The sequence below is a fragment of the Loktanella sp. DSM 29012 genome (assembly GCF_900110705.1).
In the GTDB taxonomy this organism is placed as follows: domain Bacteria; phylum Pseudomonadota; class Alphaproteobacteria; order Rhodobacterales; family Rhodobacteraceae; genus Loktanella; species Loktanella gaetbuli.
Genome location: NZ_FOEJ01000001.1, coordinates 525,328 through 548,298 on the forward strand (window position 1 = coordinate 525,328; position 22,971 = coordinate 548,298).

Annotated in this window: 29 protein-coding genes; 19 read left to right on the forward strand and 10 right to left on the reverse strand. The window is 60.7% G+C overall.

Going from position 1 to position 22,971, the window contains the following annotated elements; all coding sequences use genetic code 11:
* Positions 1 to 178: 178 nt before the first annotated feature.
* On the forward strand, positions 179 to 400 hold the full coding sequence (locus tag BMX27_RS02560; protein WP_319004464.1) for an HVA1 family protein: 222 nt from the start codon (positions 179 to 181) through the stop codon (positions 398 to 400).
* Entirely contained in the window at positions 400 to 1,407 is a 1,008-nt protein-coding gene (locus BMX27_RS02565; protein ID WP_090158326.1) for a DNA topoisomerase IB, read from the forward strand. Before BMX27_RS02560 ends, BMX27_RS02565 begins: the two co-directional genes overlap by 1 nt.
* Here the strand turns inward: BMX27_RS02565 and BMX27_RS02570 are convergent, their stop codons facing one another.
* Together BMX27_RS02570 and rpsU are read right to left on the reverse strand one after the other, a co-directional pair.
* Complete coding sequence (locus BMX27_RS02570; protein ID WP_090158327.1) at positions 1,408 to 2,136, reverse strand: Crp/Fnr family transcriptional regulator; 729 nt, start codon at positions 2,134 to 2,136, stop codon at positions 1,408 to 1,410.
* A gap of 146 nt (positions 2,137 to 2,282) precedes the next feature.
* A complete protein-coding gene (gene rpsU, locus BMX27_RS02575; protein WP_056030482.1) occupies positions 2,283 to 2,489 on the reverse strand; it encodes a 30S ribosomal protein S21 in 207 nt (68 codons plus the stop codon).
* A 108-nt stretch (positions 2,490 to 2,597) separates the two neighbouring features.
* Here rpsU and BMX27_RS02580 point away from each other — a divergent pair, with 108 nt between their 5' ends.
* On the forward strand, positions 2,598 to 3,293 hold the full coding sequence (locus BMX27_RS02580; RefSeq protein WP_371260080.1) for a COQ9 family protein: 696 nt from the start codon (positions 2,598 to 2,600) through the stop codon (positions 3,291 to 3,293).
* Positions 3,290 to 4,264: an NAD(P)H-quinone oxidoreductase gene (locus BMX27_RS02585; protein WP_090158329.1), complete on the forward strand. Its 975-nt coding sequence runs from the start codon at positions 3,290 to 3,292 to the stop codon at positions 4,262 to 4,264. The genes BMX27_RS02580 and BMX27_RS02585 overlap by 4 nt, the downstream gene beginning before the upstream one ends.
* 52 nt (positions 4,265 to 4,316) lie before the next feature.
* Here the strand turns inward: BMX27_RS02585 and BMX27_RS02590 are convergent, their stop codons facing one another.
* From BMX27_RS02590 to BMX27_RS02600, 3 genes are all read right to left on the reverse strand, one after another.
* Entirely contained in the window at positions 4,317 to 4,940 is a 624-nt protein-coding gene (locus tag BMX27_RS02590; protein WP_090158724.1) for a trimeric intracellular cation channel family protein, read from the reverse strand.
* Between the two features lie 23 nt (positions 4,941 to 4,963).
* On the reverse strand, positions 4,964 to 5,416 hold the full coding sequence (gene rnhA / locus BMX27_RS02595; protein WP_090158330.1) for a ribonuclease HI: 453 nt from the start codon (positions 5,414 to 5,416) through the stop codon (positions 4,964 to 4,966).
* 79 nt (positions 5,417 to 5,495) lie between these two features.
* On the reverse strand, positions 5,496 to 5,936 hold the full coding sequence (locus BMX27_RS02600) for a DUF3429 domain-containing protein (RefSeq protein ID WP_090158331.1): 441 nt from the start codon (positions 5,934 to 5,936) through the stop codon (positions 5,496 to 5,498).
* 173 nt (positions 5,937 to 6,109) lie between these two features.
* Here BMX27_RS02600 and BMX27_RS02605 point away from each other — a divergent pair, with 173 nt between their 5' ends.
* Entirely contained in the window at positions 6,110 to 6,541 is a 432-nt protein-coding gene (locus BMX27_RS02605) for a cupin domain-containing protein (protein WP_090158332.1), read from the forward strand.
* 12 nt (positions 6,542 to 6,553) lie between these two features.
* Here the strand turns inward: BMX27_RS02605 and ispH are convergent, their stop codons facing one another.
* Positions 6,554 to 7,504: a 4-hydroxy-3-methylbut-2-enyl diphosphate reductase gene (gene ispH, locus BMX27_RS02610; protein ID WP_090158333.1), complete on the reverse strand. Its 951-nt coding sequence runs from the start codon at positions 7,502 to 7,504 to the stop codon at positions 6,554 to 6,556.
* A gap of 132 nt (positions 7,505 to 7,636) precedes the next feature.
* Positions 7,637 to 8,215 (reverse strand): LabA-like NYN domain-containing protein, encoded by a 579-nt coding sequence (locus BMX27_RS02615; protein WP_090158334.1) that lies wholly within the window; start codon positions 8,213 to 8,215, stop codon positions 7,637 to 7,639.
* A gap of 114 nt (positions 8,216 to 8,329) precedes the next feature.
* On the opposite strand from BMX27_RS02615, the gene folK reads away from it, so the two are divergent.
* The 13 genes from folK (at position 8,330) to BMX27_RS02680 (ending at position 17,947) form a co-directional block, all read left to right on the forward strand.
* On the forward strand, positions 8,330 to 8,920 hold the full coding sequence (gene folK, locus BMX27_RS02620; RefSeq protein WP_090158335.1) for a 2-amino-4-hydroxy-6-hydroxymethyldihydropteridine diphosphokinase: 591 nt from the start codon (positions 8,330 to 8,332) through the stop codon (positions 8,918 to 8,920).
* An 88-nt stretch (positions 8,921 to 9,008) separates the two neighbouring features.
* Positions 9,009 to 9,362, forward strand: a complete 354-nt coding sequence (gene rpoZ / locus BMX27_RS02625) for a DNA-directed RNA polymerase subunit omega (protein ID WP_056030505.1) — start codon at positions 9,009 to 9,011, stop codon at positions 9,360 to 9,362.
* Positions 9,363 to 9,402: 40 nt separating this feature from the next.
* The gene (locus BMX27_RS02630) at positions 9,403 to 11,526 is read left to right on the forward strand and encodes a RelA/SpoT family protein (protein ID WP_090158336.1); all 2,124 of its coding nucleotides are present in this window, start codon (positions 9,403 to 9,405) and stop codon (positions 11,524 to 11,526) included.
* A 62-nt stretch (positions 11,527 to 11,588) separates the two neighbouring features.
* Positions 11,589 to 12,197, forward strand: coding sequence for a DUF2062 domain-containing protein (locus BMX27_RS02635; protein ID WP_090158337.1), 609 nt, complete (start codon positions 11,589 to 11,591; stop codon positions 12,195 to 12,197).
* A 29-nt stretch (positions 12,198 to 12,226) separates the two neighbouring features.
* Complete coding sequence (locus tag BMX27_RS02640) at positions 12,227 to 12,970, forward strand: pyridoxine 5'-phosphate synthase (RefSeq protein ID WP_090158338.1); 744 nt, start codon at positions 12,227 to 12,229, stop codon at positions 12,968 to 12,970.
* Positions 12,967 to 13,434, forward strand: a complete 468-nt coding sequence (locus BMX27_RS02645) for a nucleoside deaminase (protein ID WP_090158339.1) — start codon at positions 12,967 to 12,969, stop codon at positions 13,432 to 13,434. Before BMX27_RS02640 ends, BMX27_RS02645 begins: the two co-directional genes overlap by 4 nt.
* Positions 13,431 to 13,847: a holo-ACP synthase gene (acpS, locus tag BMX27_RS02650; protein WP_090158340.1), complete on the forward strand. Its 417-nt coding sequence runs from the start codon at positions 13,431 to 13,433 to the stop codon at positions 13,845 to 13,847. Before BMX27_RS02645 ends, acpS begins: the two co-directional genes overlap by 4 nt.
* Before the next feature lie 56 nt (positions 13,848 to 13,903).
* Complete coding sequence (gene lepB, locus BMX27_RS02655; RefSeq protein WP_177172629.1) at positions 13,904 to 14,740, forward strand: signal peptidase I; 837 nt, start codon at positions 13,904 to 13,906, stop codon at positions 14,738 to 14,740.
* Positions 14,737 to 15,417 carry a ribonuclease III gene (gene rnc, locus BMX27_RS02660; protein WP_090158341.1) on the forward strand — a complete coding sequence of 227 codons (681 nt, stop codon included), beginning with the start codon at positions 14,737 to 14,739 and terminating at the stop codon, positions 15,415 to 15,417. The genes lepB and rnc overlap by 4 nt, the downstream gene beginning before the upstream one ends.
* Entirely contained in the window at positions 15,414 to 16,328 is a 915-nt protein-coding gene (era, locus tag BMX27_RS02665) for a GTPase Era (RefSeq protein ID WP_090158342.1), read from the forward strand. The genes rnc and era overlap by 4 nt, the downstream gene beginning before the upstream one ends.
* 3 nt (positions 16,329 to 16,331) lie before the next feature.
* Entirely contained in the window at positions 16,332 to 16,658 is a 327-nt protein-coding gene (locus tag BMX27_RS02670; protein WP_090158343.1) for a DUF1491 family protein, read from the forward strand.
* 9 nt (positions 16,659 to 16,667) lie between these two features.
* Positions 16,668 to 17,393: a DNA repair protein RecO gene (gene recO / locus BMX27_RS02675; protein WP_090158344.1), complete on the forward strand. Its 726-nt coding sequence runs from the start codon at positions 16,668 to 16,670 to the stop codon at positions 17,391 to 17,393.
* A gap of 59 nt (positions 17,394 to 17,452) precedes the next feature.
* Positions 17,453 to 17,947, forward strand: coding sequence for a DUF421 domain-containing protein (locus BMX27_RS02680; protein ID WP_090158345.1), 495 nt, complete (start codon positions 17,453 to 17,455; stop codon positions 17,945 to 17,947).
* Here BMX27_RS02680 and BMX27_RS02685 read toward each other — a convergent pair whose 3' ends face one another.
* The gene (locus BMX27_RS02685) at positions 17,948 to 19,633 is read right to left on the reverse strand and encodes an acyl-CoA dehydrogenase family protein (RefSeq protein ID WP_090158346.1); all 1,686 of its coding nucleotides are present in this window, start codon (positions 19,631 to 19,633) and stop codon (positions 17,948 to 17,950) included.
* Positions 19,634 to 19,780: 147 nt separating this feature from the next.
* Here BMX27_RS02685 and BMX27_RS02690 point away from each other — a divergent pair, with 147 nt between their 5' ends.
* Positions 19,781 to 20,551, forward strand: a complete 771-nt coding sequence (locus BMX27_RS02690; protein WP_090158347.1) for a sulfite exporter TauE/SafE family protein — start codon at positions 19,781 to 19,783, stop codon at positions 20,549 to 20,551.
* A gap of 3 nt (positions 20,552 to 20,554) precedes the next feature.
* Here the strand turns inward: BMX27_RS02690 and BMX27_RS02695 are convergent, their stop codons facing one another.
* A complete protein-coding gene (locus tag BMX27_RS02695; RefSeq protein ID WP_090158348.1) occupies positions 20,555 to 21,088 on the reverse strand; it encodes a DUF3859 domain-containing protein in 534 nt (177 codons plus the stop codon).
* Between the two features lie 38 nt (positions 21,089 to 21,126).
* Positions 21,127 to 22,725, reverse strand: coding sequence for a phosphoenolpyruvate carboxykinase (locus BMX27_RS02700; protein WP_090158349.1), 1,599 nt, complete (start codon positions 22,723 to 22,725; stop codon positions 21,127 to 21,129).
* Positions 22,726 to 22,971 lie beyond the last annotated feature (246 nt).

A 22,971-nucleotide genomic window follows, 5' to 3' on the forward strand; every position in this document is an offset into this window, starting at 1 on the left:
GGGTCTGGTGTTCATGTCATATCAAGGCGGTGTCCCCTGACTTGATGATATACGGCCGGTCCGGGTTCTCCTCCCCGATTATTGCCGGTTCGGCTGTTGCATTCCTCCCTCCGACGTTTCGTCGACTGATCCGGAACCCATGTGGTTCCGGATCTTTGGGCGGTGACCACAGGAGAACATGACCATGTCAAATATTACCGAAGGCGACAAAGTGCAGTGGAACTGGGGCAATGGCACCGGTACCGGCACTGTGACCAAGGTCTACACACAAAAAAGAACTCTCAAGATCGACGGTGCAGAGGTGACTCGCGACGCCAGCGAGGATGAACCATCATTCTACATCGAGCAGGAGGACGGCAGCGCCGTCTTCAAGTCCGTCACAGAGGTAGAGCGCGCCTGATGTCATTCGCGGACCTGCAAGGTCAGACAGACCTGATCTATTATCCTGACAGTGAACCGGGCATTCGTCGCAGGCGCGCGGGACGTGGATTCAGCTATCTTGCACCTGACGGGACCCGCATTGATGACCAGGCAGAGCGCGCCCGGATCGGTGCTTTGGGCATTCCACCTGCGTATGATGATGTCTGGATCTGTCCGCTCGACCTTGGGCATCTTCAGGCGACAGGGTTCGACGAAAAAGACCGCAAGCAATACCGCTATCATGCCGAATGGACAGAATTGCATGCGCGCCTGAAATTCGACTGCCTGAATGAACTGGCAGACAGGCTTCCTGCATTGCGACGGTGGATCGAAACGCGATTGCGCGGTGATGTCGGTGATTTCGAAACGGCCCTTGCCGCCACGCTGGCGCTGATTGATCGCGCATCGATGCGGGTCGGACACAGCACCTATTCATCCGAAAACGGCAGCTACGGGGCAACGACGCTATTGCCGGAACACCTTGCGGTAGAGGATGGCCATCTGAGGCTGGATTATGCCGCCAAAGGTGGCAAGCAGGTCGAAAAGGATCTGTATGCACCCCGCCTGGCCGCAGTCCTTGAGGATTGTCAGGATCTGCCGGGGGCGACGGTGATCAGCTATCTGGACGACAGTGGCGACGCCCATGCCATCCGATCAGAGCATATCAATACATTGCTGCGCGACATCTGCGGTGAGGACGTGACTGCCAAGACACTGCGCACCTGGAACGGGACCCATGCTGCGTTTTGCGCCGCACAGGATAACGATACTTTCACAATCAAGGCCATGAGCGAGGCTGCGGGCGCGCGATTGCACAATACGGCGACCGTGGCGCGCAACAGCTACATTCATCCTGCCGTGATTGCGTTGACCGAAATGACGCCCGAGGCGCGGCTGAAACTGTTTGCACGTCTGGACGATGTCCCTTCGGTCGACGGCTTGCGTGCGGGCGAGGCCGCATTGGCGGCATATCTGCGCACCGGATGATCACATCAGCGGACGGCGCGGCACCAGATCGGTTTCCACACCGGCGACAGCCGCCAGTTTATCCGTGTCGTTGATTGTCAGCTGACCGTCGGACCAGTTCACCAACTGACTCTCGCGCAGATGGCCGAGGGTCTTGTTGGTGTGAACCAGCGACAGCCCCAGCGCATCGGCAATATCCTGTTGTCTGAACGGCAGATCCATGGCGCGGTTGCGCACCAGCCCGATCATCCGGCCACGTTCGAAAATCCGCAGCAGCGCCCATGCCAGTGATTGTTTCGCCGTCCGCTGCCCGACTGTTGTCAGAGCTTCGCCCAGAAAATGTTCCTCGACGGCGGCCAACCACGTGATGTCAAAGGCGCGTTCTGGGTGGGATTTGAAGAAACTGAACAGCTCTGATCGATTGAAAACGCACAACGTCATTTTCGACCGGGCCTCGACCGAATGGGACATTTCATTCATGAGCCCGGATTGCAGGCCGATGAAATCCCCCGGAAAAACAAAGTTCACGACTTGGCGACGCCCGTCCGCGGTCGTCTTGTACCGGATCGCCATGCCGCGCAACGCTGTGAACAGCTGCGGACTGTTCGAGCCTTCGATCAGCAGGGGTGTGCCGGGATCGACACTCAATTCGCCTACCTTGAATTTCTGCATCGTCTGCACGTCGCTGTCGGACATGCCGACGAACAGCGGCTGTTTGCGCAGGGGGCAGTTTTCGCAAAGTGTTGCCATGATCCGTCTCCTCGGGCACCGGTCCATTTGTCAGGGCGGACCGGGCTGTCATCCGTATTGTGAGGACGCGGTGGGACTTGTCCATGAAAAAACCCCCGCCCGTTGCCGGGCGGAGGTCAGTGCGTTCAGTCGAAAAAGGGGATGCCTTACAGCAAACCTTCGCGCTGGGCCTTTTTCCGTGCCAGCTTGCGCTGACGGCGGATCGCTTCGGCCTTCTCGCGTGCCTTCTTGACGGAGGGCTTCTCGAAATGCTGCTTGAGCTTCATTTCACGAAACACACCTTCACGCTGAAGTTTTTTCTTCAGAGCACGGAGCGCCTGATCGACGTTGTTATCACGAACACTAACCTGCATGTGGTTTTCACCACCTTTCTAGTCAGATTTGCAAAAATTGCAGGAGTTGGTCCTATAGCCGCGCTGCACTAACTTGTCTAGTCTGCTGACAGGCAAGGAGAACCGATGATGTATACCGATCCCGCCAAGCGCGCGCTACTTGACGCGATACTGCCGCATGTCGCCTTTGATGGTTGGTCCGAAGATGCGTTCAAGGCCGCGATCGCGGCGTCTGACGTGACGCCGGACCGGGCCCGGTCGCTGTGTCCGCGCGGTGCGACCGACCTTGCCGTGCTGTTTCACACCGAGGGCGATCGCAAGATGAAAGAGGCGCTGGCCGAGGCTGATCTGGCAGATCTGCGGTTTCGCGATCGGGTCGCCCGCGCATTGCGCATCCGCCTTGACGTGACCGAAGACAAGGAGGCGGTGCGCCGCGGCACGACGCTGTTTGCGTTGCCGCATCTCGCCCCCGAAGGTGCCAAACTGATGTGGGGCACGGCCGATGCGATCTGGACCGCGCTGGGCGATACATCCGACGACGTGAACTGGTACACGAAACGCGCCACGCTGTCGGGGGTCTGGGCGTCTGTCGTGCTGTATTGGCTGGGCGATCAGTCGGTGGATCATACGGCAACGGATGATTTCATCGACCGCCGCATCGACGAGGTCATGCAGATTGAAAAGCTGAAGGCCAAGGTGAATGCGAATCCTTTGCTGAAACCGCTGACCGGTCCGCTGGGCCGGCTGGCCGGAATGGTCCGTGCACCAGCAGCGCGGCAGGATTTCAAGGTGCCGGGCATGTGGCGCAAGGCCGGACCACGATGATGCAGGCCGTTGAAATCGCCAAACCCGGTGGCCCGGAGGTTCTGACCTTGACCGACCGCCCCATGCCGGTGGCCGGGGCAGGGCAGGTGGTGATCAAGGTGGCCTATGCAGGTGTGAATCGCCCCGACGCGCTGCAACGTGCCGGTGCCTATGATCCGCCGCCCGGGGCATCCGACCTGCCGGGTCTGGAATGCGCAGGCGAGGTCTACAGCGTCGGGCCCGACGTGACCGGGCTGTCGGTTGGCGATGCGGTTTGCGCGCTGTTGCCCGGCGGGGGCTACGCGGAATACGCAGCAACCCCGGCGGCGCATTGCCTGCCGGTACCTAAGGGATTGAGCCTGAAACAGGCAGCTTGTTTGCCCGAAACTTTCTTTACCGTGTGGTCCAATGTGTTCCTGCGCGGTGGCTTGCGGGCCGGTGAACGTTTCCTCGTGCACGGCGGATCATCGGGTATCGGAACCACGGCCATTCAATTGGCCCATGCGTTCGGGGCGCGGGTATTCACGACGGCCAGCACCACGGCCAAGCTGGACGCCTGCCGTGACCTAGGGGCAGAGGTTCTGATCAACTATCGCGATGAGGATTTCGTCAAGATCGTGCGACAGCACGGCGGGGCCGATGTCATTCTGGATATGGTGGGCGGCTCTTATATCCAGCGCAACATTGCTGCGCTGGCCGATGATGGGCGTCTTGTGCAGATCGCCTTCTTGGGTGGGGCAAAGGCCGATGTGAATTTCGTGCAGATGATGACCCGTCGATTGACCTTGACGGGCAGCACCCTGCGCCCGCAAAGCGATCTGGCCAAGGCACGGATTGCCAGCGATCTGCGCGAACGGGTCTGGCCGCTTCTGGCGGCAGGCCGCATCGGTCCCGTGATGGACCAGGAATTTGCCCTGGCCGAAGCGCACGCGGCGCATGCCCGTATGGAAGCGGGCGATCACATCGGCAAGATCGTGTTGCGGGTCGGCTAGACGACGCGCGTGCATCGGACTGCGCCCGGCACGACGCCCCGCCCGCCGTCCCCTACTGGCGGGGAGGGAAACCTTTGTAGACAGGCAGACGCCAACCCAGTGTGATGCTGCCAGCCCGCAGGGCGAATGTTGTCAATGCGCAGACGAGCAATGGTGCAGCCCCATTCAGGCCGAACGCCTGACAGGTCACCGCAGCCACCGCCCCCGCGAGGGCGCAGGTCACGTACAGCTCTCCTTGTTTCAGGACCAGCGGCACTTCGTTGCAGACAACGTCGCGCATCAGGCCCCCGAAACATCCCGTCGCGATGCCCATGATCAAAACGATTGGCCAGTCCATACCCATGGCGCGCGCCACGCCGACGCCTGCGGGCACGGCGACAGCCAGTGCCAAGGCATCGAACCAGACGATCCCGGCATAGCGGCTTTCGAGTCGGTGGGCGGTGAAAAATACGATGATCGCAGCGATCCCCGCGACGGCGATATAGGTGGGGTCCGCGATCCAGAACACCATGTCACGGTTCAACAAGACGTCGCGTAGCGTGCCGCCGCCGGTCGCCGTCAGGGCCGCAACGAAAACAAACCCCACCACGTCAAGCTGCGCGCGGCTGGCGACCAACGCACCGGTAATCGCAAAGATGAACACAGATGCATAGTCAAGTGCGACCAGCATCGGCATCAGGTCGGGCAGGTCTACCGCGATCATGGTTTGAAGGGTGCCATGCCGGCCCGCGCAAGCGCATCGGCGCGTTCGTTTTCAGGATGGCCTGCGTGCCCCTTGACCCATTCCCAGCTGACGTCATGGGATTGGGTCGCGGCATCAAGCCGTTTCCACAGTTCTTCGTTCTTGACGGGTTTTTTGGCTGCGGTCTGCCAGCCGCGCTTTTTCCAGCCGTGTATCCAGGTCGTGATCCCATCCTTGACGTAAGAGCTGTCTGTCACGATCGTGATCGCACTTCGTTTCGTCAGGGATTCCAGAGCGCTGATCGCTGCCAGCAGTTCCATCTGGTTGTTGGTCGTCTTGACGGCACCGCCCTGCAATTCGCGTTCCTTGATCACGGTGTCGCCTTCGCGTGCGATCAGCAGGCAGCCCCATCCGCCGGGGCCGGGATTTCCGGAACAGGCACCATCTGTATAGGCAAAAAGCTTGGGCATGGATCAGGTCTTTCGGCGGGTAAAGCTGGGCCTCTCATCAAGGTATGTGGTCGCGGTGTCCAGTCCCGGGCGCGTTGCGTTACAGGATCAGCGGCAGGAAACTGATCACGACGATGCCCGTCAGCAGGGCGCGCAGTTTCATCCACCATGGTGGGGCCCAACCGGCCTTTGCAAATTGCCAGTCCAGCAGCAGCAGGCCGACAAAACCCGCAACCAGGTTGATCGCGGCCGTTGTCGGTCCGCCGCCGACCATGAAGAATGCCCAGAGGGCGGGAATGACCGACAACGCATAGGGCAACCAGCGGTCCTGTCGCGTGGCAAAGCCCCACAGGACACCGGACATGAACGACAGGATCACACTGCCGTATGACAGCTGCACAAAGGGTGCGGTGAACCGTCCGCCCAGCGTCAGCAGGGCCCAGTCGCCCAGTGCTGGTACCATTGCCGTCAACGCGCCCCATAGAAACGGCAAAAGCCCGGCAAGGCCCAGGACAAGTGGTCCGGTCGGAATGCGAAACATCAGGGTCGGCCTTTGTGCTTGGATGGATCAGATAGGCGTTTGATAGATGATCTGCCGGGCGTTGCACAACGCGACACGTCGTTTTGTCGCCTTTGGTGTCGGAAATAGTGCGGACATGGCGATGAGTCGCGATCCAAATACCTGCGAGGGTGAACCAGCGAGGAGGCGTTGGCATGGATTTTCTGACACAGGCGGTTGCGACCGTGGCAAATGCTGATCACGCACCGCTCGAGGCTTTTGATGACCCCCGGCGCGGTACCGTACAGTGGCGGACGTTGTTTTCCGGCGACCGGACCCAGACATCCAGCCTGACGCTGGGGGTGGCGGAATTCGGACCGGCGGGCACATTGCATTCGCACCGCCATTCACCGTGCGAGTTCTACTTTTGCCTGTCGGGGCAGGGGATCGTCACGATCGACGGAATTGACCACGATTTGCGACCGGGCGTTGCCTTGTACATCCCCGCCGATGCCGAACATTGCGTTGTGGCAGGCGAGGACGGGTTGCGGTTCCTGTATGGTTTTCCACAGGATCGGTTCTCAGACGTCGAATACCGTTTTTCCGCCGAAGCTGATCCTGTCTTGCAGGCCGCCATCGCGATCTGACGGGTGGTCCCCTCAGGCTGGTTCGCGCAAAACGCGTGGCACCTTGAATTCGACATTTTCGACCGCGGTTTCGACCATTTCGACCGTCACCTCGTAACGATCCCTGAAGGCCTGGATGACTTCTTCGATCAGGACCTCGGGTGCAGATGCCCCGGCGGTGATGCCCATTGACGTGATCCCGTCCAAGGCGCGCCAGTCGATATCTGCCGCGCGTTGGACCAGCTGGGAATAGGGGCAACCTGCCTTGGTTCCGACTTCGACGAGGCGTTTCGAGTTGGACGAATTCGGCGCGCCGACAACCAGCATGGCGTCACATTTCGGGGCCATCGCCTTGACCGCCTCCTGGCGGTTTGTCGTAGCGTAGCAGATGTCTTCCTTGTGGGGGCCGACGATTGCCGGGAACCGGGTTTTCAGTGCCTCGACGATGTCGATGGTGTCATCCACAGACAAAGTGGTCTGCGTCACAAATGCCAGCCGTTCGGGGTCGCGCACATCCACATGTGCCACGTCCTCGACCGTTTCGACCAGCAGCACATCACCCTCTGGCAATTGCCCCATCGTGCCGACTGTTTCGGGATGGCCTGCATGGCCGATCATGATCATCTGCAACCCGTTGTCCGCGTGGCGCTGCGCCTCGATATGGACCTTGCTGACCAGGGGGCAGGTTGCGTCCACATAGACCATCTCGCGTTTGGCGGCAGCGGCGGGGACCGCCTTGGGGACACCATGCGCGGAAAAGATGACAGGCCGGTCATCGGGGCATTCGTCCAGCGTTTCGACAAAAACCGCACCCTTGTCGCGCAAACCGTCGACCACGAATTTGTTGTGCACGATCTCGTGCCGGACGAAAACGGGCGCACCCCATTTGTCCAGCGCCATTTCCACGATCTTGATCGCGCGGTCGACACCGGCGCAGAACCCGCGCGGCGCGGCAAGGTAGAGTGTCAGGGGCATCTTTGACATGGGGTGCCTTTCGGTCCGTGTGCTGTCTAGATAGGCGGGCTTATGCAGCAGGTCCAGTGTGCGGTTCTACCCAAACAAAAGGCCCGCAGGATCATGCTGCGGGCCTTGCATCGCTCGTTCGGTCTACGCGGGTCAGTCTGCTTCGGTTATTGCTTGGTCTTCGTCTGATTGCCCGCGTGGCTCGCGCGGTGGGCGGCCAATGACATCGCGCAGTTCATCCAGTTCGATGAAATTGTCGCACTGGCGACGCAGTTCGTCTGCAATCATCGGGGGCTGGCTGCGAATGGTCGAAACCACGGAAACGCGCACACCTTTGCGTTGGAGGGATTCAACAAGCGGGCGAAAATCACCATCGCCGGAAAACAGTACGATATGATCGACATGCGGGGCTAGTTCCATTGCATCGACGGTCAGCTCGATGTCCATGTTGCCCTTGATCTTGCGACGGCCCATGGAATCCGTGAATTCCTTGGCCGGCTTGGTCACCATGTTGAAACCGTTGTAGTTCAGCCAGTCGACCAGCGGACGGATCGGAGAGAAGTCGTCATTTTCCAAAAGCGCCGTGTAGTAGAATGCGCGCAGCAGCTTGCCACGCCGCATGAATTCCGCGCGCAGCAGTTTGTAGTCGATATCAAAGCCGAGCGCTTTGGCTGCAGCATAGAGATTCGCCCCGTCTATGAAGAGGGCCAATCTTTCGTCGCGGTAAAACATCACGTAGCCTTTTTGAAAGCCGTTAAAAATTTTCAGAAACAGAGGCTGACATCTGCCAAAGTAGCGAAGAGACTGGTTCTATATGAGAGCGGGTAATGAGGTTGCAAGCAGACCGTGACGGCACCAAGCAGAATCGCGCTTGTCGCATTGGGGGGCAATGGGTCTGACGCTTCGAGCGAGCGTCAGCAGGCTGTTTCAATCGCTGCGAGAGCCGTCGCTGTCGCCTTGGAAGGCGGTCCGGACGTGCGGCTGTCTGCGCTTTATGACACTGACGCCTATCCTGTTGGAATTGGTTCGGATTTTACGAATGCGGCGATGGCGGTGCCGACGCTGCTCGAACCGGAAGATATCTTGGCACGCCTGCATGAGATCGAGGCTCGCGCAGGGCGCATACGCCAGAAAAGATGGGGTCCGCGACCGATTGATCTTGATCTGATCGGATTGGGTGACCTGATATTACCTTGCGTCACAACGCAGTCGGCATGGCGCAACATGTCGTTGGAGGATCAGCAGGAGCATTGGCCTGTGGAACTGATCCTGCCGCATCCGCGGGTTCAGGATCGGGGATTCGTGCTGATTCCTCTGTGCGACGTGGCACCCGATTGGGTTCATCCGGTGCTGGGTAAATCCGTTCGGCAGATGTGCGCCGAACTGCCGGCGGACCAACGCAAAGGTGTCGTGCGGTCTGACCGACAAGAGGCTTGACAGGACGGGAAATCGGGTTGTCTTTCGGGGCGATGCGTGGCATGAGCATGGCTTGCTATCCATTTCGGACAACAACAGGAGTGTGCCGATGGCCCGCGTTACCGTCGAAGATTGTGTCGACAAGGTCCCGAACCGGTTTGAACTCGTCATGCTGGCCGCGCATCGTGCGCGTGAAATCGCAGCAGGTTCGCCCGTGACCGTTAGCCGCGACAACGACAAGAACCCTGTCGTGTCCCTGCGCGAAATCGCAGACGAGACTCAGCAGGCCGACGATCTGCGCGAGCGCATGATCGAGGCGAACCAGACCCAGATCGAAGTCGATGAACCCGAAGAGGACCAGATGGCCCTGCTGATGGGTGCCGAATCGGACAAGCCGGTCGAGGACGATATGTCCGAAGAAAAGCTGCTGCGCGCCTTGATGGAAGCGCAGGGTCAACGCTGACGGCCGGCCCCCGGCCCAGACATGAGAGTGCCGGACCACGATGACGACAGCCGATGACCTGATCGCACTGGTCCGCACCTACAACCCCCGCACGAATTCAGCATTGATCGCCGACGCCTATGCGTTCGGCGATCAGATGCACGAGGGGCAATTTCGCCATTCCGGTGAAAAGTATTTCACACATCCCGTCGCCGTGGCCGAATCGCTGGCCAAGATGCAGATGGACGATGCCACGATCATCACGGCCCTGCTGCATGATACGATCGAGGATACGCCAGCCAGTTTCGCCATCGTGCAAAAACGGTTCGGTCAGGAAATTGCGGAACTTGTGGATGGCGTCACGAAACTGACAAACCTCCAGCTCAACAGCCGTGAAACCAAAGAGGCCGAGAATTTTCGCAAGTTGTTCATGGCGACCAGCCGCGACCTGCGTGTGACCTTGGTCAAATTGGCCGACCGTCTGCACAACATGCGCACCATCAGGTCGATGCGCCCGGAAAAGCAGGCCCAGAAATCGCGCGAAACCATGGATATCTATGCGCCTCTCGCGGGGCGGATGGGGATGCAATGGATGCGCGAGGAACTCGAGGATCTGGCGTTTCGCGTGCTGAACCCTGAGGCCCGCAATTCGATCATCCGCCGTTTCATCATGTTGCAGCGCGAATCGGGCGATGTGGTGAACCGCATTACGTCCGATATCCGGGTCGAGTTGGAACGCGCCGATATCGATGCCGAGGTCATGGGGCGCGCCAAGAAGCCCTATTCGGTCTGGCGCAAGATGCAGGAAAAGGATCAGGGGTTTTCCCGCCTGTCCGATATTTATGGATTCCGGATCGTCACCGCGACCGAAGGCGATTGCTACCGCATCCTTGGCGCGATCCATCAACGTTGGCGCGCGGTGCCGGGGCGTTTCAAGGACTATATCAGCCAGCCGAAAACCAACGGTTATCGGTCGATCCATACGACCGTGTCCGGCCGTGACGGCCGCCGGGTTGAGGTTCAGATCCGCACGCGCGAAATGCACGAAGTCGCCGAAACCGGCGTGGCTGCGCATTGGTCCTACAAGAACGGCGAGAGGGTCGAGAACCGATTTGCGGTCGACCCGGTGAAATGGATCAGTGCACTGACCGAACGACTGGAGGACGACGAGGATCACGACGCCTTTCTCGAGGCGGTCAAGCTGGAGATGTACACCGACCAGGTGTTCTGTTTCACGCCCAAGGGCGAAGTGATCAAGCTGCCGCGTGGTGCCACGCCAATCGACTTTGCCTATGCCATTCACACGCGTATCGGCACAACCTGTCAAGGGGCCAAGGTCGACGGCCTGCGCGTGCCGCTATGGACCCGCCTGAAAAATGGCCAATCGGTCGAAATCATCACCGCTGCCGGACAGACGCCGCAATCGACATGGATCGACATTGCCGTGACAGGTCGTGCCAAGACGGCCATTCGCAAGTTCCTGCGCGAAGAGGATCGTGATCGCTACGTGCGATTGGGACGCGAGCTGGTCCGTGTCGCCTTTGAGAATGCAGGCAAGAAGATGACGGAAAAGGCCCTGCGCACGGCGGCAAAGACGCTGGCGATGGGATCGGCCGACGACATGCTGGCCAGCTTGGGCAGCGCAGAGATTTCGGCGCGCGACATCGTGCGCGCCATCTATCCCGATCTGGACACACGTCCGACCGGTGAGGTCGACGCTAGCCGCGCTGTCGTGGGTCTGCGGGACGACCAGAAGTTTCAGCGTGCAGCCTGCTGTCAGCCCGTTCCGGGCGAGAGGATCATCGGGATCACCTACCGTGGCCAAGGCGTGCGGGTGCATGCCATCGACTGCGAGGCACTGGTCGACTACGAGGATCAGCTGGACCGTTGGGTTGATCTGCGGTGGCAAGAGGGCCAACATAAACCCGTTCATGCAGTGACCCTCGACATCTCGATCACGAACGATGCAGGGGTGCTGGGACGGATCTGTACGCTGATTGGTGAACAGGACGCGAATATTTCCGACCTGAAATTCATCGACCGCAAGCCGGATTACTTTAGGTTGCTGATTGACGTGGATTTGCGGGACGCCGACCATCTGCACCGCGTCGTCACCGCCATCGAGGCGGACAGCAATGTGTCCAACCTGTCGCGGCAGCGTGATCCGGGGCAATCTGGCGCTTAACCGACGAGGCGAGGGGAAACCGGGTGTTCAAACGCAGGGACAGGCGACCGGCCTGGCGGGTCATGGCCTCTGCCGTGTATCCCGACGGGGGTTGGCGTCGGGCGTTCTGGTATGTCCAGCGCCGCCTGCAACGCCTGCCGGACACCCCTGAAAAAATCGGTCGCGGCGTCTGGGCTGGTGTTTTTACCACCTTTACCCCGTTCTACGGCCTGCATTTCGTGATCGCAGCGCTGATCGCACGTCTGATGCGCGGGAATATTCTGGCCGCGCTCATGGCGACGTTCTTTGGCAATCCGCTGACCTATCTGCCGATTGCGGCTGCGTCACTGGGGTTCGGGCGCTGGATTTTCGGGTTGGGTCCGCATCAGGACCCCCATTCGATCGGCACAAAGTTCATGAACGCGGGCAAGGACCTGACCCATAACCTGTTGGCGCTCTTTTCGCCGGCCAAGCCGGACTGGCATGGCCTCGCGATTTTTTACGACGACATTTTCCTGCCCTACCTCATCGGTGGCCTGGTGCCCGGTGCGATCTCTGCCACGCTTTGCTATTTTCTCGTGGTGCCAGTTCTGAGGGCGCAGCAGAACCGGCGGCGCAAACGGCTCCGGGCCAAGCTTGAAAGGTTGGCGCTGCCGAAATCCGGGGATGGCGAAGCAGGGAATTCGGACTAGGTTCCAGCCAGTACCGATTGGAGACAGTGATGACCGAAAAACTGCGTCTTGGCGTGAATATCGACCACGTGGCGACCGTGCGCAACGCGCGCGGCGGGGACAACCCCGACCCCCTGCGCGCGGCCCTGATGGCGCAGGATGCTGGCGCAGACGGCATCACGGCACACCTGCGCGAAGATCGTCGCCACATCCGGGATGCCGATATGGCAGCCCTCAAGGACAAGCTGTCCATCCCGCTGAACTTCGAAATGGCGGCAACAGCCGAGATGCGCGACATCGCCTTGCGCACCAAACCGCATGCCGTTTGCCTGGTTCCCGAAAAGCGCGAGGAACGCACCACCGAAGGCGGTCTGGAGGTCGCCCGACAGGCAAATGTGCTGGCGGATTATTTCGCCCCCCTGCAAGAGGCGGGATGTCGTATCTCTTTGTTCGTGGCCCCCGACCGCGATCAGGTCGAGGCCGCACACCGCATCGGTGCGCCCGTGATCGAACTGCACGCCGGTGCATATGCGGATGCATGGGCCGAGGGGCGTTGGGCCGACCGTGACGCTGAACAGAAACGTCTGGTCGATATGGCGATCTACGGGCATCAGCTGGGTCTTGAGGTGCACGTGGGTCACGGTCTGACATTCGACAGCGTTGGCCCGATCGCGGCGCTGCCGCAGGTGCGCGAACTGAACATCGGTCATTTCATCATAGGCGAGTCCATTTTTATGGGGCTGGATGGTGCGATCCGCGAGATGCGCGCGCGCATGGACGCAGCCCGCGCATGATCCCCACGGATGCCGAACGCGACGCCATGCGCGGCGTGGCCGATCACGCGCTGGACCTGCACGCGCAGGGCAAGGACATCGTTTTTACGGCTGCCGTAGTCAAAGACGGGCAGGTGATCGCCACGGCCCGAAACGAGGTTGGTGACACCAACGACGTGTCGCGCCACGCCGAGGTGGTCGCCATCGCCCGTGCGGCCGATGCGCTGGGTGATCGTAGCCTCAAGGGGTGCACGTTGCTGGCGTCCTGTCAGCCCTGCGAGATGTGCCTGTCGGCAATGCGCTGGGCGGAAATCGACCGGGTGATCTTTGGCGCGCAACAGGCCAACAGTGCCGCTGCCTTCTTTCGGTTTCCAAAGCTGAAGATCAGCGATTTTCACGCCGCCTGCGACGGGGCATTCGAATACCTCGGCGGGGTCGAAGAGGACCGCCTGCACGTCATTTACGCGCCCGAGGGCCAGAAATGATCCTCGGGATCGGGACGGATCTGGCCAATATCGACCGGATCGCAGGCACGCTGGACCGATTTGGTGACCGGTTTCGCAACCGCGTCTTTACCGAAACCGAACAGGCCAAGGCTGAACGCCGCCACGACACCCCCGGCACCTATGCCAAGCGCTGGGCGGCCAAGGAGGCCTGTTCAAAGGCATTGGGCACGGGGTTGCGCATGGGGATCGCGTGGAAGGACATGTCCGTCACCAACCTGCATACCGGTCAACCCGTGATGCAAGTGACCGGCTGGGCCAAGGACCGGCTGGACCAGATGACGCCACCGGGACACCGGGCCGTGATCCATGTCACGCTGACGGACGATCATCCTTGGGCACAGGCCTTTGTCCTGATCGAGGCGCTGCCGGTCACCGCAGACCCTGCGGCTTGACAGATGCAGGCCGTGCGATCATTTAGCCGTTCAGAATAAGGGACGGGATTGATCACATGGCCGAAAAGAATGGCATCGTCGCAAGCGTGATCGAGACCGTCAAAACCATTGTCTACGCGCTGCTGATTGCCGGCGTTTTCCGCACCCTCTTCTTTCAACCATTCTGGATTCCGTCAGGGTCGATGAAGGACACGCTGCTGATCGGCGATTTCCTGTTCGTCAACAAAATGGCCTACGGGTATTCCTACGCCTCTTGTCCGTCGATCCTGATTCCGGCGCTGGGTGTTGATATCGGTGCCGATGATTTCTGCGGCATGTTCGAGGACAGCGACGATCGCCTGTTCGGGTCCGATCCCGAACGCGGTGATGTCGTCGTGTTCCGCCACCCCGTGACCGGGCGTGATTTCATCAAACGCCTGATCGGTCTGCCGGGCGAGCGCATCCAGGTTGTCGACGGTCAGCTGTTCATCAATGACGAAGCGGTCCCGCAGGTCGAGGCGGGGATCTTTTCCGAAATCATGGAACCGCAGGGGTCCGGTCGCCAGCGGCCGCAATGTTTCAACGGTGCCGTCGGCGATGGTGCGGAATGCATCAAGCAGAAATTCGTCGAGACGCTGCCGGGGGGCATCAGCCACGACATTCTGAACATCGGAAACCGGGCGCTGGACAACACCGGCGTGTTCACCGTGCCCGAGGATCATTTTTTCTTTATGGGTGACAACCGTGACAATTCGACCGACAGCCGCGTCGCCCAGGTGGCGGGTGGTGTGGGCTTTGTCCCGCGCAAGGATATCGTGGGCCGCGCTGACCGCGTGATCTTTTCCTCGGCCGGGCGTTCGATGCTGGCGTTCTGGACCTGGCGCGGCGACCGCTTCTTTGAGAAGGTCGAGTGAAGGTCTCGGCGCAACTTGACGCGTTTCAGAAGCGCCTTGGGCACAGGTTTTCGGACGTGCGCCATTTGTTGCAGGCCGTCACCCACCCCTCGATGGCCAGCCCGCACCGCGACGACAACCAGCGGCTCGAATTCCTGGGCGACCGGGTTCTGGGCCTGACGATTGCAGAGGCACTGCTGAGGGCGGATCCCGCCGCGGCAGAGGGGTTGCTGGCACCGCGCTATAATGCGCTGGTCCGCCGTGAAACCTGTGCAGAGGTCGCGCGAAGCATCGATCTGGGCGAGGTCATGAAACTTGGCCGGTCCGAGATGAAATCAGGTGGACGGCGCAAGGACGCGCTCTTGGCCGACGCGATGGAGGCCGTGATCGCGGCCGTTTACATGGACGGCGGGTTTGATGCCGCGCGCGATACGGTGCTGCGCCTGTGGTCCGATCGGATCACCAATGTCGCAGAAGACGCCCGCGACCCGAAATCTGCGCTTCAGGAATGGGCGCAGGCCCGTGGCGAGGCACCGCCCGTCTATACAGAGGTCGCCCGGTCCGGCCCCGACCATCAGCCCGATTTCACGATCGAGGCGCGACTCCAAAGCGGTCAGACGGCACGCGCCACCGCGCGCGCGAAACGACAGGCCGAACAAGCGGCAGCCGCCGCATTGCTGGAAAAGGTATCCCAATGACCGAAAACACGCGCGCCGGTTTCGTCGCCCTGATCGGGGAACCGAATGCTGGCAAATCCACTCTTTTGAACCGGATGGTCGGCGCAAAGGTCAGCATCGTGACGCACAAGGTGCAGACCACACGTGCCCGGATCCGGGGGGTGATGCAGGCGGATCAATCGCAACTGGTCTTTGTCGATACGCCCGGTCTGTTCGCCCCGCGCCGCCGTCTGGATCGTGCGATGGTCGCCGCTGCGTGGTCAGGGGCAGGGGACGCCGATGTGGTCGTCCTGCTGATCGAGGCGCACCGTGGCCTGACGCCGGGTGTGCAGGCCATTCTGGATGTGCTGGCCGAACGTGTGGGCAAGGCGCGGGTGGCGCTGGCGATCAACAAGATCGACCGCGTGCAGTCGGAAACCCTGCTGGCCCTGACCGCCAAGATGAATGCGGCCTATGATTTCGCAGAGACCTTTATGATCTCTGCCGAACGCGGACATGGTTGCGACGCGCTGCGGGACTGGCTGGCATCCGAGGTCCCAGTGGGGCCCTGGCTGTATCCTGACGATCAGATCGCCGATGCGCCGCTGCGCAACATTGCCGCCGAGATCACGCGCGAAAAGCTGACCCTGCGCCTGCATCAGGAACTGCCCTATCAGCTGACGGTGGAAACGGAAAACTGGGAAGAGCGTAAAGACGGCTCTGCCAAGATCGACCAGCTGATTTACGTGATCCGCGATGGTCACAAGGGGATCGTGCTGGGCAACAAGGGCGAGACGATCAAGGCCGTGGGTCAGGCCGCACGTGTCGAGATCGAGGAATTGCTGGGCCGCAAGGTGCACCTGTTCCTGCAAGTCAAAGTCCGGTCCAACTGGCTCGAGGACAAGGAACGCTACTCCGAGATGGGCCTCGATTTCAAAGACGGCGACACCTGAGCGATGCGTCTGACCGCTGACTTTTGGGTCGCGGCCTATCTGGCACGGTTGAGGGGCGCGGATATCCCCGCCTTTGTCGTGGCGCGCGGCGATGCGACGGCGGGTGCGGTGCTGGTGAAACTCAATACACTGGACGGGAACGCACAGGCGTTTCAGCGCAGTTTTGATCTGATGACCGGTGATCGGGTCTGGGTGACGCTGGCGGATGGTCCCGAAACGGATGTCGATGCGTCCATCGCCAGACAACGTGGCTTTGACAGCGATCTGTGGGTGATCGAGGTCGAGGACCGCGCCGGGCGGCATCTGCTGGACCAGCCGGGATTGGAATAGGGGGCAGCGATGATCGCGTGGCGTGACGAAGGCATCCTGTTGTCGACCCGCCCGTTCGGCGAAACCTCTGCGATCATCGACGTGTTCACCCCCGACATGGGGCGGCACGCAGGTGTCGTGCGTGGTGGTGTCAGCCGCAAGATCGCCCCGATCCTGCAACCCGGTGCGCAATTGTCCGTCGCATGGAAGGCGCGGCTTGGTGAACATCTGGGATCGTTCACCGTTGAACCTGTGCGCAGCCGCAGTGTTGCGGCGATGGGGGACAGGCTGTCGTTGGCAGGACTGAATGCAGTCTGTGCCCTGTTGTCACGCATACTGCCGGAACGCGAACCACACGGCCCACTGTATGACCGGACGACGCAACTGCTGGATCTGCTCGGCCAAACCGACGTCTGGCCCTTGGCCTATCTGCGGTGGGAACAGGCCTTGCTGTCCGAGATGGGGTTCGGCATGGACCTCTCTGCCTGTGCCGTACGTGGCACGAACGAGGATCTGGCCTTTGTATCTCCGCGGACGGGACGCGCTGTCAGCAGGCAGGCCGCGGGCGAATGGGTGGACCGTCTGCTACCATTGCCGCCCGTGTTGGCGGGGCAGGGTGATGCGACCAACGACCAGATCGTGATCGCCCTGACGACGACCGGCTATTTCATCGAACACAGGCTGTTGCGGTCGTTGGGCCATGACACGTTACCGCCAGCACGCGATCGGTTGGTGTTGGCGATCGGTCGGGTCTGATCGCGCGTCGGAACTTAAAGGCTCAACAGATTGTTATCCTGTGAATAACGGGGACAAACATGGCTGATATTTTCAACATTCTGGTGCGGTGCGTCATCATGGTGCCGTTCATCGTGATTTTGACCCGCATCGCTGGCTTGCGGTCGTTTTCCAAAATGTCAGGGTTTGACTTTGCGGTCACGGTCGCCAGCGGTTCTGTCCTCGCCGCAACCGTGATGACACCGTCGACGCCAATCTCGCACGGCATGGCGGCGCTTATCGGTCTCTTTATCGTTCAGATGGTCATCGCGCGCGCGCGCGCCTACGCGCAGCAGGTGCCCGGCCTCGTTGATAATGATCCGCTGTTGGTCATGCGGGACGGAGAGTTCCTGATGGAGAACATCAAGAAATCCGGCATGACCAAAGCCGACGTCATCGGCAAGCTGCGCGAGTCCAACGCGCTCGAATTCTCGAAGGTACGGGCCGTGATCTTTGAACCCACCGGCGATATCAGCGTGCTGCACGGTGACACCTTCGATGATACGCTGCTGGAAGGCGTCCGCGACAGCGTCTGATCAGGACAAAAGGCGCCGCGCAATCACCTGCGCCTGAATTTCGGCAGCCCCCTCAAAGATATTCAGGATACGTGCGTCGCACAGGATGCGGCTGATCTTGTATTCCAACGCGAACCCGTTGCCGCCATGGATTTGCAGCGCATTGTCGGCACAGGCCCAAGCCACGCGTGCGCCCAGCAGCTTGGCCATGCCGGCCTCCAGGTCGCAGCGGCGGTCGGCGTCTTTTTCGTGGGCGCTGAAATAGGTCAGCTGGCGGGCGACCATGATTTCGACCGCCATCATGGCCAGTTTGCCGGACACGCGGGGGAAATCGATCAGCGATTGGCCAAACTGTTTGCGGTCCTGCGCATAGCGCATCCCTTCGTCCAGCGCGGATTGCGCGACACCGATGGCGCGGGCGGCCGTCTGGATGCGGGCCGATTCGAATGTCTGCATCAGTTGCTTGAAACCCTTGCCGGTCTCGCCGCCCAGCAGATTTTCACCGCTGACCTTGAACCTGTCAAAGGCAAGTTCGTATTCCTTCATGCCGCGATAACCCAGCACCTCGATCTCGCCGCCGGTGATGCCGTCGTCGGGGAATGGTGCCTCGTCCGTGCCGGGCGTCTTTTCCGCGAGGAACATCGACAGCCCGCGATAGTCGTCGGTGTCGGGTTCCGTGCGCGCGAGAACCGTCATCACATGGGTGCGGGCGGCGTGGGTGATCCAGGTCTTGTTGCCGGTGATCTGCCAGTCGTCGCCATCGCGTGTCGCCCGAGTGCGCAGCGCGCCCAGGTCGGACCCGGTATTCGGTTCGGTAAACACGGCCGTCGGCAGGATCTCACCGGATGCGAGACCGGGCAGCCATTTTTCCTTTTGGGCATCGGTGCCGCCGCAGATGATCAGTTCTGCCGCGATTTCGGACCGGGTGCCAAGTGACCCGACACCGATATAACCACGCGAGAGTTCCTCTGACACGACACACATTGCAGCCTTGGACAGACCGAAACCGCCGTGCTCTTCGGGGATTGTCAGGCCGAATACGCCCATTTCGGCCATCTCGTTGATGATTTCCATCGGGATCAGATCATCATTGAGGTGCCAGTCATGGGCATGGGGTTCGACCCGTTCGCGGCTGAAGCGGCGGAATTGGTCGCGGATCATCTCAAGCTCTTCATCCAGACCGCTGCGGCCCACGGTCAGATCGGCGCTGCGGTCCTGCATCAGCTGGGCCAATGCGGTGCGGGCCGCCTGCGTATTGCCATGCGCCATCAGGTGCTGGACAGGTGTCGTCAGGTATGTGGACTGATCGTCCTGGCCAAGGCCCAGATCGCCCAGGCGCAGCACCTCGGTCTGGTTCATCGGAATGCCGCCAGCGATCTGGGACAGATATTCACCAAAGGCGATTTGGTGAATCAGTTGTTCGACCTCGCTGAATGTGCCGTCCGACGCCAATCTGTCCGCCCAGTGCTGCATCTGGTGCAGGGCCTGCGCATAGGTCGCAAGCCAGGCCAGCCCGTGGGTCGCGGTCTGATGCGCCTCGATCAGGCGGGCCGACACACGCCCGTCCAGCGTGACACGTGCGCCGACGACGGCCTTGGCGCGGTTCAGAACGGCATCCACGGCAGTCAGTGCCGCACGCGTGGTGTCCAGCAAGTCGATCAGTACCGGGTTCGTGTCCAGATCCAGCGTTTGTCCATCGTGCGGCATGGGAAGCTCCGTCATTTATGCATGTGCAGCACTACCGTCTTTGCGATCGCAGCGCAATATTGATGCGAATAAATATCCACTTTCGCACAAAAGTGTCGCACGCGATTCGCGGTGGTGTGTCCCGCCGGTCTGGCGCAATGTGCGGCCATGTCATTGTTCACAGATATTCTCCCCCTCGGTCTGATCCTGTTTGCCTGTGGCGTCACGCTGCTGGGCGGCTTTGTCAAAGGTGCGGTCGGCTTTGCCATGCCGCTGATCATGATCTCCGGAATGGGCATTCTGATTGATCCGAAACTGGTGGTGGCGGGCATCATCTTTCCGATTGTGGTCAGCAATGGCTGGCAAGTGCTGCACGCCGGACTTGGGCAGGCGCGCGAGGCGGTGCGCGACCACTGGCGCTATGTGCTGGTGGTCTGTGTGATGATCCTGATATCGGCGCAATTCCTGACGCTGATACCAACGCGGGTGATGTTCTTCATCCTTGGCGTTCCGGTTGTCGTTCTTTGCGCGATCCAGTTGTTGGGATGGAGGCCCCGTATTCCTGCGCAACGACGCAGGGTGTTCGAATGGGGGGCCGGATTTGCCGCCGGCACCTTGGGCGGGCTGGCGGGCACGTGGGGGCCGCCGACGGTGCTGTATCTGCTGGCGCTGGATACGCCACGCGCACGACAGATGGCCGTGCAGGGGGTCATCTATGGGGCGGGTTCAGTCATGCTGCTGCTGGGGCATCTGCAATCGGGCGTCATGAATGCCCAGACCTGGCCATTGTCGGCGCTGCTGGTCCCGCCTGCGCTGGCCGGGATGTGGCTGGGTTTCAAGCTGGGCGACAGATTCGATCAGAACCGATTCCGCCGCATGACGTTGCTCGTGTTGATCATTGCAGGCGCAAATCTGATCCGGCGGGGCGTGATGGGCTAAGGCTCAGGATAGCAGGTGTTCAAACCCGCAGACCTGCGCCAGTCCAGGAACCTGATCGGGTGCGACGACCTCGAAGGTCGTGCGATACAGAATTTCGCCATTTTTTGACGCCTCGATCTGCCAGACGCCCTGAACCAGTTCGTAATCGTAGTCGAACTGGTAGAATGTCAGCGACGGTTCCATGGAATCGATGCGCGACAAGAAGGTCTGCCGCACCGTGTTGTCAGCCCCCATTGGCGGGTGCGTGACCATGATCGTCACGTCGGGAATACCCAACAACCCCCCGGTGGTTGATTTGACGCCAAACCCTATTCCCAAAACCGCCGGAACACGCCGCGACTGCGCGACAAAGGGCGGCTCCTCCTCGATCAGATGGGTTGTGCCTGCGACGGTGCCGGGGGCTGCAACCTCGCCGACCGAGGGCGGGGGACAGATGATGCCTGCCTCGAAATAGGACAAGAGCGGACTTGTCTTGTCCGGGGCCTGTGCCGCCAGAGGTGTCGCGAAGATCAGGCAAAGAAAAAGGGTCAGGCGCATGGCCTGACCCTAGCAAATGATCGGTGCTGCGTCACGGCCTAGCCGATGGCGGCCGCTTTCACGTCATCGTCAATGAACGGGACGTATTTGGCAAAGTTCTCGGAGAACATCTCGACCAGCTTTTGTGCCTGCGCATCATAGGCCGCGGGGTCCGCCCAGGTGCGGCGTGGGTCCAGCAGCATGTCGTCGACGCCGTCGGCGGCCAGCGGCACATCGAACCCGAAGTTCGGATCCTTGCGGAAGGTGCTGTCGACCAACGTACCGTCCAGTGCAGCCGACAACAGGGCGCGGGTTGCCTTGATCGGCATGCGGCTGCCGGTGCCATAGGCCCCGCCGGTCCAGCCGGTGTTCACCAGCCAGCAAGTTGCCCCATGGCTTGCAATCTTGTTGCGCAGCAGCGCACCATAGGCTTCGGGGCGGCGCGGCATGAACGGCGCGCCAAAGCAGGTCGAGAACGTAGGTTCCGGTTCCGTCACGCCACGTTCCGTTCCCGCCACCTTGGAGGTGAAGCCGGACAAGAAGTGATACATCGCTTGTGCCGGGGTCAGGCGGCTGATCGGTGGCAGCACGCCAAAGGCATCACAGGTCAGCATGATGATGTTCTTGGGGTGGCCCCCCAGTGCAGTATCCGACGCGTTCGGAATGTAGTGCAGCGGATAGGCGCAACGCATGTTGGCTGTCAGGCTGTCGTCGTTGAAATCCAGTTCCATCGTCGCCGAGTCGTGGACCATGTTTTCGATGACCGTGTTGGGCATCGCGCAGGTCGCATAGATTTCCGGCTCTGCCTTGGGGTCGAGGCCGATAGTCTTGGCGTAGCAGCCGCCTTCGAAATTGAACACGCCACGGTCCGACCAGCCATGTTCGTCGTCACCGATCAGCGTCCGGCTGGGGTCGGCGGACAGTGTCGTCTTGCCGGTGCCGGACAGGCCAAAAAATACGGCCGTATCGACCGGGTTATCCTTGGCGTGGTTGGCAGAGCAGTGCATCGGCATGATGCCTTGGTCGGGCAACAGGTAGTTCAGCAGCGTGAACACCGATTTCTTGTTTTCGCCGGCATATTCCGTTCCGGTAATCAGGATGATCTTCTTTTCGAAGTTCAGCGCGATCACCGTGTCGCTGCGGCACCCGTGCCGCGCCGGGTCCGCCTTGAAGCTGGGGCAGTTGATGATCGTGAAATCGGGGGTGAACGTCGCCAGTTCTGACAAGTCCGGACGCCGCAGCAGGTGGCGGATGAACAGGCCGTGCCATGCCAGTTCGGTCACGACGCGCACGTCCAGCCGGTAGGCGGGGTCCGCGCCGCCGAACAGATCCTGCACATAGGCCGTGCCGCCTGACATATGCGCCAGCACATCGGTGTAGAGCGTGTCGAAATCCGCCGGATCCATCGGCGGATTGTTTTCCCACCAGATCGTGTCCTCGACATCAGGGGTACGCACGACGAACTTGTCCTTGGGGGACCGGCCCGTGTGTTTTCCGGTAGTGACGAGGAATGTGCCACCCTTGCCCGTGATACCCTCGCCGCGCGCCACGGCGGCTGCATGCAGCGCGTCTGCATCGTCGTTATAATAGACCGCTGCCAGTCCGCTGATGCCTTGATCTTCAAGTCTCATCTTGGGGTTGACCGTGCCGTGGTCCATTGGGGAATCTCCTGTAAATGCCTGATTTGGCTAAGCCCCACTAGCATTGCTGCCCGACTGGCGCATACCCCATCCTGTCAAAGTTAGCGCAACCACGGTGATGTTAACGCAATCAGTCACCCTCGCGGCGCAGTATTATTTCGTTGTGAACCCTTCTTTACCGTTTAGGGGCGCAAATAAGGCACACTCTGTTTCCGATTCGTTATCCGGGGGTTGATTCGACATGCGAACCAAGGGAAAGATTCA